General features: G+C 43.1%; 13 protein-coding genes and 1 pseudogene. 11 read left to right on the forward strand and 3 right to left on the reverse strand.

All coding sequences use genetic code 11. From position 1 onward, the window contains the following. Positions 1-89 precede the first annotated feature (89 nt). Positions 90-1,124: an IS110 family RNA-guided transposase gene (locus tag C6Y40_RS24470; protein WP_105933601.1), complete on the forward strand. Its 1,035-nt coding sequence runs from the start codon at positions 90-92 to the stop codon at positions 1,122-1,124. Positions 1,125-1,712: 588 nt separating this feature from the next. On the opposite strand, the gene C6Y40_RS24480 is transcribed toward C6Y40_RS24470, so the two are convergent. Beyond that, a complete protein-coding gene (locus C6Y40_RS24480; protein ID WP_105937004.1) occupies positions 1,713-2,333 on the reverse strand; it encodes a cation efflux transmembrane domain-containing protein in 621 nt (206 codons plus the stop codon). Positions 2,334-2,412: 79 nt separating this feature from the next. Between C6Y40_RS24480 and cadR the strand changes: the two genes are divergently transcribed. The 9 genes from cadR (at position 2,413) to C6Y40_RS24525 (ending at position 10,376) form a co-directional block, all read left to right on the forward strand. After that, the gene (gene cadR, locus C6Y40_RS24485; RefSeq protein ID WP_105937005.1) at positions 2,413-2,802 is read left to right on the forward strand and encodes a Cd(II)/Pb(II)-responsive transcriptional regulator; all 390 of its coding nucleotides are present in this window, start codon (positions 2,413-2,415) and stop codon (positions 2,800-2,802) included. 142 nt (positions 2,803-2,944) lie between these two features. After that, positions 2,945-3,694, forward strand: coding sequence for a helix-turn-helix transcriptional regulator (locus tag C6Y40_RS24490; RefSeq protein ID WP_105937006.1), 750 nt, complete (start codon positions 2,945-2,947; stop codon positions 3,692-3,694). Positions 3,695-3,770: 76 nt separating this feature from the next. Continuing rightward, positions 3,771-4,613, forward strand: a complete 843-nt coding sequence (locus C6Y40_RS24495) for a sterol desaturase family protein (RefSeq protein WP_105937007.1) — start codon at positions 3,771-3,773, stop codon at positions 4,611-4,613. A gap of 170 nt (positions 4,614-4,783) precedes the next feature. Beyond that, on the forward strand, positions 4,784-5,236 hold the full coding sequence (locus tag C6Y40_RS24500) for a hypothetical protein (RefSeq protein ID WP_105937008.1): 453 nt from the start codon (positions 4,784-4,786) through the stop codon (positions 5,234-5,236). A 36-nt stretch (positions 5,237-5,272) separates the two neighbouring features. Then, complete coding sequence (locus tag C6Y40_RS24505) at positions 5,273-6,580, forward strand: APC family permease (RefSeq protein ID WP_105937009.1); 1,308 nt, start codon at positions 5,273-5,275, stop codon at positions 6,578-6,580. A 323-nt stretch (positions 6,581-6,903) separates the two neighbouring features. Continuing rightward, entirely contained in the window at positions 6,904-7,287 is a 384-nt protein-coding gene (locus C6Y40_RS24510; protein WP_071980008.1) for a hypothetical protein, read from the forward strand. 97 nt (positions 7,288-7,384) lie between these two features. Then, complete coding sequence (locus C6Y40_RS24515; protein WP_105937013.1) at positions 7,385-9,184, forward strand: copper resistance system multicopper oxidase; 1,800 nt, start codon at positions 7,385-7,387, stop codon at positions 9,182-9,184. Between the two features lie 11 nt (positions 9,185-9,195). Then, positions 9,196-9,942 (forward strand): copper resistance protein B, encoded by a 747-nt coding sequence (locus tag C6Y40_RS24520; RefSeq protein WP_105937010.1) that lies wholly within the window; start codon positions 9,196-9,198, stop codon positions 9,940-9,942. Further along, a complete protein-coding gene (locus C6Y40_RS24525; RefSeq protein ID WP_170308586.1) occupies positions 9,942-10,376 on the forward strand; it encodes a two pore domain potassium channel family protein in 435 nt (144 codons plus the stop codon). The genes C6Y40_RS24520 and C6Y40_RS24525 overlap by 1 nt, the downstream gene beginning before the upstream one ends. Positions 10,377-10,464: 88 nt before the next feature. Here the strand turns inward: C6Y40_RS24525 and C6Y40_RS24530 are convergent, their stop codons facing one another. Continuing rightward, entirely contained in the window at positions 10,465-11,586 is a 1,122-nt protein-coding gene (locus C6Y40_RS24530; RefSeq protein WP_105937012.1) for an ISAs1 family transposase, read from the reverse strand. Positions 11,587-11,717: 131 nt separating this feature from the next. Here C6Y40_RS24530 and C6Y40_RS25335 point away from each other — a divergent pair. Continuing rightward, positions 11,718-11,858 (forward strand): annotated as a pseudogene (locus C6Y40_RS25335) (DUF305 domain-containing protein); the annotation flags it as partial. Between the two features lie 50 nt (positions 11,859-11,908). Here the strand turns inward: C6Y40_RS25335 and tnpA are convergent. Continuing rightward, positions 11,909-12,343, reverse strand: coding sequence for an IS200/IS605 family transposase (tnpA, locus tag C6Y40_RS24540; RefSeq protein ID WP_105933925.1), 435 nt, complete (start codon positions 12,341-12,343; stop codon positions 11,909-11,911). Between the last annotated feature and the right edge of the window lie 78 nt (positions 12,344-12,421).

A 12,421-nucleotide genomic window follows, 5' to 3' on the forward strand; every position in this document is an offset into this window, starting at 1 on the left:
GATTAATGGTATGGACCCTCTCCTCCCATAAAGGCTTCAAATGAGCCAAGATAGAGTTGTTGAATCACTATCAAGAAGGAGAAGGTCACATGAATAAGGTAACAATAGGTTTAGATATCGCCAAGTCTGTTTTTCATTTAGTTGTTATGAATCAGTCCGGCAGAGTACTCAAAAAGAAGAAGTTAAAGCGTTATCAGGTGCTGTCCTATTTTAGCCAACTGGAGCCAAGTATCGTGGTGATGGAAGCCTGTGGCAGTTGCCATTATTGGTGTCGTGAGCTGACAAAAGCGGGGCATGAAGTCAAAGCCATCGCGCCGCAATATGTTGTGGCATACCGAAAAGGCAATAAACACGATTACAATGATGCAGAGGCGATAGCCGAGGCCTCACAGCGTGAAGGGATGCGATTTGTGCCGTTTAAGTCTCAGGAACAACAAGATATTCAGCTCATGCATCGTATTCGAGAGCGTATGATAGCGCAGCAAACAGCGTTGAGTAATCAGATAAGAGGCTCGTTGGCTGAATACGGTATTGTGTATGCACGGGGCGTAGCGACCGTGGTGAAAGAATTACCTTTCACCTTGGAAGAGGCTGATAATGGATTGAGTATGCTAGCTCGCCAACTGTTTCAAGGTTTATTCAACGATTTGTTGGTGTTACGGGAGCGCATTAAGGAAATGGATAAGGAGTTGAAAGCATTTGCACAAAACCACCCTGTATGCGAGCGCTTAATGAGCATGACCGGTATTGGGCCACTGATTGCTACTGCTTTATATGCAGGTATTGGACAAGGACAGGCTTTTAATAGTGGTCGACATTTAGCCGCTTGGTTGGGTATCGTCCCCAAACAACATACAACGGGAGATAACCCGAGATTGCTGGGTATCAGCAAACGCGGGAATACGTATTTACGCACCCAGATGATTAACGGTGCCAGAGCCGCCTTGCGCCATATCGGTGATAAAACCGATAAAGTGAGCCAGTGGTGTCGGGCTTGCTTAGCGCGAATGAGCTTTAACAAAGCTTGCGTCGCGCTGGCCAATAAGATGGCGAGAATGGCCTGGGCCATGCTGCACCATCAACAGGATTATCTGCCAGGGCAGATAAATAAAGCTGCGGTTTAGCCGGTCAAACCCAAACCAGTAGTAAGCACGTAAACGAAAACAGGAAGCCTATCAACGCATTGCAAAAGACAACGTACTGATGATTAACGGTTCATAACCATCTTGTTCAAATCAGATTATACCAAGGGCCTTCGAGGCCGCCGGATTGATGAGACAACAAGATGCGAACAACCATCAAGGCTAGAAGCCACATGACTTCACTAAAAAGCCGAATATATGGCAGCAATGAATCACGTTAATTAGTCAACACGGTGTCTTGCAATCGGAGAGGGTCCATATATGGTATATAACGGTTTAGCTACGTCATTTATTGGGTGTTGTGCCAGAAACTTAATCTGTCCACATTGACACAGCACACAATGGAAACACTTAGACTCTTCACTCGACGTATTATCACCAGCATTTACATTTTTTTCGGGAACATCATAAGTGCCTATGGACTTTGATTGTTCAGGGACTGACGATACCTCCGCCGGGTAGTCATCGCATTGAGCGGCGAACGAAAAGCCCGATTGACACATGAGCAAAGTAATAAGTAGCCATGCCAACCTACGCAGTTTTGATGTGCAATTAAAAATTGGCATTTTCTTAACAACTTTGCGCATTAAGCGCTCGCTGTCTTTCATTTCCAGCCTCTTCGAGGATCATTTTTGCCCCGCGCAACACAACGCACGAAACTATCACACCGATAACCAGATCAGGCCATCGAGAATCGAGCCAAAACACCAAAACGCCAGCAAAAATAACGCCTAAGTTGGCAATCACATCGTTGGCTGAAAATATCCAGCTTGCCCGCATATGCACTTCTTCATTTCTTTGTTTGCGTATGATCACAAGACAAATGACATTAGCAACCAGTGCAACTGCCCCCATAGCCATCATTAATCCTGATACAGGTTCGCTACCGTAAATTGACCGTCTTACAATATCAATGATAATCAACAGACCCAATGCCATCTGAAAAAAGCCGCTAATTCTAGCCGCATTCGCTTTGTGCAATAGCGATTTACCAATAGCATAAAGGGCAACACCATAGACAACTGCGTCGGCGAGCATATCAAGTGAATCGGCTATTAATGCGGTTGAATCAGCAAGCAACCCGATCCCCATTTCTATAACAAACATTGTCGCGTTTATTCCCAAAAGCCAATACAAAACCTGTCGTTGAGACTGGTCTTTTATTTCAACTTCGCACCCACATCCGCTCATTGGAAACACACTCTTTACTGATGAATAAAATGAGTATAAAGTCTATACTTGGTATAGAGTCAACGGTTAGGAGAAAAAAATGAAAATTGGTGATGTCGCAAAGACGACAGGTTGTAGTATTCAGACCATTCGTTTTTATGAAAAGAAGGGGCTCTTGCCTGAGCTTAAGCGCTCAAGTGGAAATTATCGTGTCTACGACAAGGGGACTATTGAACAACTCCTGTTTATCAAACAGTGTCGTTCATTAGATATGTCTATCATGGAAGTAAAAACGCTAATGGACAGTCGTTCGAGGCCAGATCAGAGCTGTTCAAATATCAATACGTTAATAGCTAAGCATTTATCAGACGTCATTATTCGCATTGAAGAGCTAAACGCATTAAAGTCATCACTCGAAAATATGGCGTCAAAGTGTGATCAAAACAAAACCATTAGGGACTGTGGCATTTTAAATTATTTACACACTTAAAAGTGTAAGAAGCACACAGTTTCACTGTGCGCACTCGCCTTAACGTGTATCTATCGGCTAACATTCTTCATGCGTATAGATTTGTGAAGCAAAAAACACTAGCCTGAACTTTTGATTCTGAGGCAGCTATGCATATTCATTTGTGGCCCTACAAAGCGATTACATCGGAGTCAGTCCTGATAATGATGTTCATGCACATCATGCAGTCCAAATTTGCATTGGTTTAGACAGAGACATCTCGGTTCAAGATTACAAGGCACAAAGTATTCACACCGGACAATGTATTGTGATTTTCGAAGATGTCCCTCACAAGCTTTTTGCGCAGGATGATCAAATTGTAGTCATCTATTTAGAGCCTGAGGATAGGCATAACCAACAATTTCTCACTGCCTTGCGTCAAACCAGGAGTGATGGAATTAATACTCTGCCGCTTACTGGTAAAGAATTGGGATACATTTCTCAGCATCTATTTACTGACGTCGATATCGACAAAGTGTGGAAAACAGTAAATAAAGCGGTAGGGCTAGTCTACAGTCCTGCGCTTTCATCGCGCCCAGAGGATAAACGGGTACGAGCGGTCATCGACATTATTGCTTCGCAGCGAGGTTGTGCAATCGATATGGCGTTTTTATCATCGAAGGTTTTCTTGTCCCCAAGTCGTCTCACACATCTTTTTAAGCAAGAAGTGGGTATACCTATTAGTCGTTTTATTGTCTGGTGGCGTGTGCGCGCCGCAATAGAACAACTGAGTAAGTCAGCAACATTGACTGAGGCTGCCCATGCTTCGGGTTTTTCTGACTTACCTCATATGAGTAAAACGTTTAAACAGCTGTTTGGATTTGCACCTTCCTCGTTATTCAAACCGCACACCATTAAAATTCACAGTAATTAGCCGTTTGATACAAGCCGAATCAAGTTTGACTAGGGAATAATATACGCATCAATAAAAACGCGAATGTGTAAATACTATGAGAACGTTGGTCCAATGGATGTTCAGTCCATTATTTTTTTTAAGCTTTATCTTTGCTGCAACCAGTATTTCCCAAAACACAGGATCTCCAGCTTGGCTTATCCCCCTGCTTTTATTCGCCATCGCCTTATCTTTTGTAGCTGAGAAATGGTTACCATATGAAAAAGCATGGAATACACCGCAGGGAGATTTCGGGCGAGATATAGTGCATGCCATTGTCAATGAAGGCTCTTTGGCTCTCACGGTCGCGTTTATCCCAATAATGACCGCGATAGTGCCCCACTTCAGTATTTGGCCTCACCATTGGCCACTACTAGTACAACTTGGCTTTGCCATCATCGTCGCTGACTTTGGGATAACGATGGCACATTATTTTAGTCATAAATACAAAGTGCTTTGGCGCTTACACGCGGTTCATCATAGCGTTGAACGAATGTACGGGTTCAATGGATTGTTAAAGCATCCCCTTCACCAAGCGATTGAACTAAGTGCAGGTACACTCCCATTACTTTTGATAGGTATGCCCTTAGAAATAGGCGCATTGTTAGGGTTTAGTGCTACCATACAGTTGCTGTTGCAACACTCTAACGTTGATATGCGGCTTGGCCCGCTAAAATATGTTTGGGCTGTTGCCCCAGGTCACCGACATCATCACGTAAAAGACGGTACCAGAGGTGACGTTAATTTTGGGTTGTTTACACATTTATGGGATCACCTCCTTGGCACATTCGTCACCAATTCTAATGAACGACCCTCACCACGTAATGGGGAGCTAGGAATTGGTAGTCAACCTAATTACCCACAAAATTATATCTCGCAGCTTTTTCAGCCTTTTAAGTGAAAGATTTAGCTTTTGGTTTTCTAATCAACTGCTCGACAATTGCTGCTCCAGACTATTATTCATGAGGAATATTACAAACATGTAATCAAACAGTAATAGCAGCGTCATGAGTTAATTACTTATGTTCGGTAGCCTAACTTAGCAGTTATCGTTATTTCGAGGAAAAACAAATGCAAATTGAGCAATTCAGTGACATTTTAGAGTGGACAGCTAATTACCATAAGGCTCTCGCTGAACAACTGCATTGCTGTTGTAAGAAGACGGATTTGAACAAACTTGTACTCGATTATCTCGCAATGCATGAAAACCACCTAAGTAAGCTGATCTTAGCCTTCAAAAACTTAGGTAAAACCGGAGAATTGGATACTTATTTTGTTGAGTACATAAACGATAAGCCTGACATACCTTTGCTGTGTCCGCCTAACCTAGATGATTGCACTACTTATGAACAGGTCATAGAGCACGTTATGAAACGCCATCAACAAATTATCGAATTATTTTCGTATCTAAGGAAGCAAATGGTCGTTGGGCATCAAATAGAACTACTTGATTCTATTATAGAAACCGAACAACAAGAGATTAAAATAATGGCACATGGTATTAACCGAGCGCACGAATTATAAGCCTTTCATTGGATTCATAAACTATGGAGTGAGGTTGTGAGGAAGCACCAACACAAGTCAAATTACAAAGAAGGAAGTCTCAGTCTTATTGGCGCGGTTGCAATGGGTACAGGTGTCATGATCGGTGCAGGTATCTTTGCTTTGACCGGACAAGTGGCTGAATTGGCCCGCGAGTGGTTCCCATTAGCCTTTATCATAGCGGCAATGATCACATCAGCAAGCGCGTATTCCTACGTGAAGTTATCCAATGCTTATCCTTCTGCAGGAGGGATTGCCATGTTTTTACAAAAAGCTTATGGCAAGGGGACTGCCACTGCGGTTTTCGCATTACTCATGTACTTTTCAATGGTAATTAATGAAAGCTTAGTTGCGCGGACATTTGGTCAATATACCGTACAAATAATTAATACAAAACCCAACGATTGGTTTGTCCCAGCGTTAGGTGTAGCAGTATTGATCTTTGCCTTTTTCATAAACATTATGAGTAACAAGGCTATCCAATCTATTTCATTTGTAATGGGAATCGCCAAAGCTTTAGGATTGGCGGTATTAGCGTCTGGAGGAATATATGCGGCCCAAAGAGGAGTTGTTGACACTTTTGTTCAAACGACCGACGCTTCGATTGTTGACTTTCTGGGGGCCGTCGCGCTAGCCGTATTGGCATTTAAAGGTTTTACTACAATAACAAATAGTGGCGGTGAAATCGAAAATCCACGTAAAAACGTGGGTCGCGCAATAGTCATTTCAATTGCGATTTGTATTTTCATATACCTATTAGTTGCCGCAGCAGTTGGAACAAACCTATCAATCCAGGAGATCGTCGCAGCGCGCGATTATGCATTGGCAGAAGCAGCAAAACCAGCCTTCGGACAATATGGACTTTGGATAACAGTCGGTTTTGCGATAATTGCTACCGTGTCAGGCGTCATCGCAAGTGTATTCGCTGTATCGCGTATGTTAGCGATGCTAACTGACATGGAGCTTGTACCACACAGCCATTTTGGTATGCCAGGAAATATCCAAAAACACACGCTGGTATATACAATAGTCCTTGCTATGACGTTAACGATATTTTTTGATTTAAGCAGAATCGCTTCTTTGGGTGTGATTTTCTATCTGGTGATGGATATTGCGATTCACTGGGGCGTACTAAACTACCTGCGTAAAGAAATTTCTGCCAACCGGTTTATACTGTTAACCGCCATTACATTAGATTTAATTGTACTGATAGCTTTCATCGTCGTTAAGGTGAAAACGGATAGCATCGTAATTTGGACGTCATTAGCGGGCTTGTTTCTGATAATTACCGCAGAGAAGCTTTATCTTAGCCGCAAAAGAAAATGATTTTACTGTTATATAGATAGGTAACTGAGGTCTGCATAACTCTTTTCCACATTCTGATTTTAGTAGAAGTAATCTCACACTAAATTGTAATCCGTATTTTCCGACGAATGAAAATCGTTACTTTATTCAGCTCATTGATTGATAATTGTAACAGCAATATCACGTATTAAAGAACTTATGGCACAAATATTGGATTGTCTTAGGTAAACCGTAAATACATACTAAGCAAACGGCATAAGCCATCTGACGCTGTAAATGTTATGCGCGGATAGGTAATTTTTACACTGTGTCGAATTGCAGCTATTAAAGGATTGTAAATTTAGATGACTCACGACGACCACACGACAATAGCTTTAAGTACACTTATCAAGTGCTTGATGCTTATTGCAAGTGTGACTTATGGTTCATCTGTATTGGGTTGCGAAAGTGAAGGTACTGGCAACATCTCATCCATGAAGGGAACACCGGAAATTGAACAAGCAAAGCTGCATGTTCAAATGCACATTGAAGATAATGTTGATGAGAGCTGTCATGAGGAGTGCTGCACAGGATCTTGCGATTGTTCTCATGGAAATTGTTTTACAATTTGGCTACTGACCGGCAATTATCACTACAAAATTAAGTCATTTGATTATGTTTTCTCATTATTCGAAGGTGATTTACTACGGTCTCCTCCTTCTAGATTGCTTAGACCCCCAATAGCATAAGCCCGTTCTAGTTTTAACTACGAAAACTCGGTACATGCTCGGTCCGTTTTAACGTAAGCATGTGTCTGAATCTATCCATCAAATTAGAGAACAATTTATGTTAAACCAATTAAATAAAGATAGGCGCAGATTCGTTAAGTCTGCCGCTTTGACATTAGGTGGGACAGCGCTTTTACGTCAAATTTCACCAGCCTGGGCTAATCCAGAGGGCTTATCTCATGCTGGGCAAGAGTTAAAACCAAGTTTTGGAAACAACGTTGTCAGCGGGGAAAACATCGATATGATGATTAGCAGGCAGCACAAGCGTATTGCAAGCGCAGCTGGCCTACCAATTACAATTAATGGTTCGTCACCGGGCCCGTTAGTGCGTCTAAAAGAAGGTCAGCATGTCACTATAAATGTAACTAACAACTTGCTTGAAAGTACGTCAATCCACTGGCACGGATTGATACTCCCTTACACGATGGACGGTGTACCTGGCGTATCGTTTCCCGGTATCGCCGCTGGCAGTACCTTTACCTATGAATTCGATATTGAACAAAACGGTACATATTGGTACCACAGTCATTCAGGTCTTCAGGAGCAGCTTGGGCACCTTGGCCCCATGGTTATTGAACCAAAAGATGGCGACATCGGTGCAGATCGGGAGCACACCATTATTCTCAGCGACTGGACCTTTGAAGACCCTCACGATGTTTTCCGTCACCTTAAAGTTGCTGAGGGCTATTATAATTATCAGCAGCGTACAGTCGAAAACACGATTAAAGATATAAAGAGCCAAGGACTGATCAATACGGTCAAAGAACGAGCAATGTGGTCTCGTATGCGCATGAACCCAAGAGACATACTCGATGTAACCGGCGCGACCTATACATACCTGATGAACGGCCGTGACCCGCAAACAAACTGGACTGCATTGTACAAACCCGGAGAAAGCATACGCCTTAGGCTTATTAACGGGTCAGCAATGACCTATTTTGATTTCCAAGTTCCAGGGTTGGATCTGACAGTTGTTGCAGTAGATGGTCAGCCTGTTAAGCCAGTAACAGTAGGTGAAATACGGATCGCTGTTGCAGAGACCTATGATGTCATCGTAAAACCCAAAGATACTAAAACCTATACCATTTTTGCACAAAGCATGGACAGAAGTGGCTATGCCAGAGGCACATTGGCAACATCTGTCGGCAAAGAAGCAAGTATCCCGGCACTTCGCCCAATGCCTGAATTAGGTATGGACGCTATGGGGATGTCGGGAATGGCTGACATGGATTCAATGGACGCTACGAACAACAAGGAGACTTATGGTGGCCAAGAAAATCACGGTCCTAATCATTCGATGGCAGCGATGCAAAACAAGGTAGTTCCTGTGGACGGAATCCCTATTACGCACTCACCGGACGGTCACGGACCAGGTGCGTCTATGATTGCCAAAAATCCGATCAGCCGACTAGACGACCCTGGAATAGGGTTTGATGGAGTTTCTCACAAGGTACTTGTTTATTCAGACCTTACAGGTGCCAAGCAGTGGCCAGATAACCGTGAACCAACACAAACCATCGAACTGCATTTGACCGGTAACATGGAAAGATACATGTGGTCTTTTGATGGAAAAAAATTCACTGAAGTGGATAAGCCAATTCACTTTAAGTACGGGGAACGCGTGCGTCTCATTCTTGTCAATGATTCGATGATGTATCACCCCATCCATCTTCACGGTATGTGGATGGAGCTGGAAAATGGTAACTCCCCTTCCCCTCGTAAACACACGATCAGTCTCAAACCGAGCGAAAAAGTCTCTTTACTGATCAACGCTGACGCACCTGGCAATTGGGCATTTCATTGTCACCTTCTATATCACATGGACGCTGGTATGTTCCGCGTTGTAAACGTTTCTTAAGGAGTATCTTCATGAATTTGCGAATTATATTTGGACTAATAATACTTACCGCTACACTTCGCACTGTCGCACAAGAAACGCCTGAAAGCTGGCCATCGCCGGTCAAAGACACACTTAATGGTATTGTTCTATTTGACAGGCTAGAAGTAGCTCGCAACAACCGTGAGGAGAACATCGCGGTTTGGGATATGATCGCATGGTATGGAGGCGACACGTACCGTCTTTATTTTAAAAGTGAAGGTGAAAATAAACAAAACGATGGTGAACCAACCGACATTGAAAGAGCTGAATTGCTTGCTAGTCGCTTAATTGCACCCTTTTGGGAGATTCAGGTTGGAATTGGCGCCCGTGGCGAATTGACGAGTGACAGTAATATGGAAAATTATGCTGTTATTAGTCTTTTTGGAATGGCTCCCTATCAATTCGAAGTAGATAGTTCACTTATTATTAACGAAGAAGGTGATGTCAGTGTCTCAATGGAAGCCGAGTATGACTATCGCATTTCACAAACCTCATATTTGCAACCGCGAATATCACTCTCTGCTTCACTTTCTGAGTCAGAACGGTTTGATAGACCTTCTGGGTTTAATTCAATTCGTGTTGGCCTTCGCTATCGAATGGAGGTCTCACGGGAATTTGCCCCGTATATTGGTGCCTATTGGTCTAGAGCTTTGGGAAACTCAGCGGATAATCTACGTGGCCTAGGCGATCCTGTGCATGAAGCAGGTGTGGTTCTCGGTGCCCGAGTGTGGTTCTAATGTCTGAATTGTCCCAACAGTTTATGGCGTTACTGATTCAGTTGTCAGTCGCATTACTAGCAATTATTGCAAGTGCAATTAGCCATTACCGTATATTGCAGTACTTGACGAAATTCATAGTTCGTCTTCGCAATGGAGCACGCGGTTTAATTGTACTGTTTTGTGGGATTGCAGCGTCTCAATTGCTAGCAGCTCTGTGGTTTACATTTGCTTTTAAAGTTTCTATAGCAATAGACCTAGGGAACTTAAAGGGTGGCAGCTTAAACCAGTTTATTGAGCTTTTCTACTTTTCGCTAATCAACTTGACCACGCTTGGGCTAGGCCAGATTGAAGCGACTTCTCATTTGAGATTTCTTGCTGGAATAGAAGCAATGACTGGCTTTTTACTCGTGAGCTGTTCGGCCTCAGTTTTAATTAAATACATGAAACATTAATCTAGAATTCAAGGAATTAAACATGACTAAATATACTAAATTTTTCGTGATGATACTTACCTCTACCGCAGGGTGAGAGCATGAACGTTCAAATATCGTTCAACGCTACCAAACCCGCCGCTAACACCTTTTCCAAATAATCAGTGCTGCCATGCGCACGCTTCTGTTTCCGTGGCACACTCACTTTTCTGGTTGTCTCCGCGCGAAGCATGTTCAAGGCAAGTTTCCTCGCCCCCGACAGGATTTCGGCGGCATTGCCACGATATATCTGACAGTCATCTTCTTTCATCGAGACATCAAGGACCCAATGAAGACTGTTTTCTACTGCCCAATGACTTCGCACGGCATTGGCGAAGCGTGCTTTGGTCAAAGCGGCTGAGCTAATGTAGTACCGGTATTCCAAAGATTCCTTACCGTTTTTTGGTTGACGATAGCTTAGCGTAACGCCTATTGTTTTCAGCCCTTTCCATTCAGGGAACCTATTCACTAACGATGCCGCATCCATAACATGGTACGCTCTCGCTTCGCCTCGTCCATGATGTTTCTCCAGGCAAATGACTTCCTGGTTTATGGCACCCACAAGCTCATTGCGCACGGCATCATGAAGTTCCTTTTGATTACCTTTTAGGGCCAGAAGGTAATCACCACCGCTCTCTATAATCTTCTCCGCAATAGTAGTTTGACAGCCCATCGCATCTATTGATATCAAGCAACCCTTGATATCCAGCAGGTTCAGTAAGGCTGGAATGGCTGTGATCTCATTCGACTTACTCTGGGTCTTAATTTGCCCCAGTACCACATTATTTTCGGCTGCAAACGCATTCACCATATGGATAGCTGATTGCCGGTCTTCACGATTGTATGAACCACAAAGCCGCTTACCATCAATCGCAATTAGCTGCCCGTCGGATAAATCCGCGACTGACTGCATCCAACCTATAAAGCAACGCTGGAATTGTTCGCTATCGACTCTTGATATCACACGAGCAATCGTGTCATGAACGGGCAATCCATTCTTGAATAGCCCTTTCTCGCGGAACCAGTCAAAGTGTAAATCACCAAAATCTTCGATGTCTTCCCAGCCTTTGGCACCAGCGATGGAAGCACACACAACAAGGAATAAAATATCAGTGAATAAATGCGCCACCTTAGCTGATTGACGAGGATCTTCTAACTCACTAAAAAGCTGTTCAAATGCACCTGTACCCATGACTCTCTCCGCAAAAGAGAGTATAAGATCACAGTCACTATATTTCGTCCAGTTGTAATATCTATTGTTAACTCAGTTGGTCAATAAATGTTCGTGATCTTGCCCTGACCTCTACCGCCTTTATGTTGGTTATGATGTACTTTAATTCATATTCAATTTAACACGTTTTCTTTAGCGAGACTCGCTTATACATGGCTATCTACATGGGGGCGATGATGGCGGTCATCATGCTGCTATTTATGCTGAATATGTATGAAAGCAAAGTAAAGAATCCACCTTCTAAAGAAGGTGGCTTTGCGTTAACCCCCTAAAAGGGGGCCTTCTATTCAAGGGCTAGCTGAGCTTGCTCTTGTCTTTCAACCTTCTCTTGGTGACGAACATACCGTCTTATGATCTCTTCGTTTATCCCAACTGAGTCAACGAAGTAGCCTCTTTGCCAAAAGTGGTTGCCCCACATCTTATTCTTTCTCAAATGCGGATATTTGCTAAATAGCTTCAATGCTATTTTTCCTTTTAAAGCTCCCATTAAATTCGATATGGATAACTTTGGAGGAATTTTTACTACCAGATGGACATGGTCAATCTGTACATTCAACTCCACTACTATGCAGCCGAGTTGCTGGCAATACACGTGAATACACCTGTAAACATCTTTGCCTAATTTATTCTTCAAAACCCTAAACCGATACTTCGGCGTCCAAACTATGTGATATTGACATCGCCAGAACACATGCGATGCTTGCTCGTATCTACTCATGTTAATTTCCTTTTTGACTTCGCTAAAAATCAAAGGGAGATTTAACATGGGTAGGTATACGGGCAAAGCCCTACCATG

Source organism: Marisediminitalea alba (assembly GCF_002993365.1).
GTDB classification, from domain to species: domain Bacteria; phylum Pseudomonadota; class Gammaproteobacteria; order Enterobacterales; family Alteromonadaceae; genus Alteromonas; species Alteromonas alba.

Coding starts and splice junctions, on each gene's coding strand:
- C6Y40_RS24470 (WP_105933601.1), top strand. CDS start 90: ATGAATAAGGTAACAATAGGTTTAGATATCGCCAAGTCTGTTTTTCAT.
- C6Y40_RS24480 (WP_105937004.1), bottom strand. CDS start 2,333: ATGAGCGGATGTGGGTGCGAAGTTGAAATAAAAGACCAGTCTCAACGA.
- cadR (WP_105937005.1), top strand. CDS start 2,413: ATGAAAATTGGTGATGTCGCAAAGACGACAGGTTGTAGTATTCAGACC.
- C6Y40_RS24495 (WP_105937007.1), top strand. CDS start 3,771: ATGAGAACGTTGGTCCAATGGATGTTCAGTCCATTATTTTTTTTAAGC.
- C6Y40_RS24500 (WP_105937008.1), top strand. CDS start 4,784: ATGCAAATTGAGCAATTCAGTGACATTTTAGAGTGGACAGCTAATTAC.
- C6Y40_RS24510 (WP_071980008.1), top strand. CDS start 6,904: ATGACTCACGACGACCACACGACAATAGCTTTAAGTACACTTATCAAG.
- C6Y40_RS24515 (WP_105937013.1), top strand. CDS start 7,385: ATGTTAAACCAATTAAATAAAGATAGGCGCAGATTCGTTAAGTCTGCC.
- C6Y40_RS24520 (WP_105937010.1), top strand. CDS start 9,196: ATGAATTTGCGAATTATATTTGGACTAATAATACTTACCGCTACACTT.
- C6Y40_RS24525 (WP_170308586.1), top strand. CDS start 9,942: ATGTCTGAATTGTCCCAACAGTTTATGGCGTTACTGATTCAGTTGTCA.
- C6Y40_RS24530 (WP_105937012.1), bottom strand. CDS start 11,586: ATGGGTACAGGTGCATTTGAACAGCTTTTTAGTGAGTTAGAAGATCCT.
- tnpA (WP_105933925.1), bottom strand. CDS start 12,343: ATGAGTAGATACGAGCAAGCATCGCATGTGTTCTGGCGATGTCAATAT.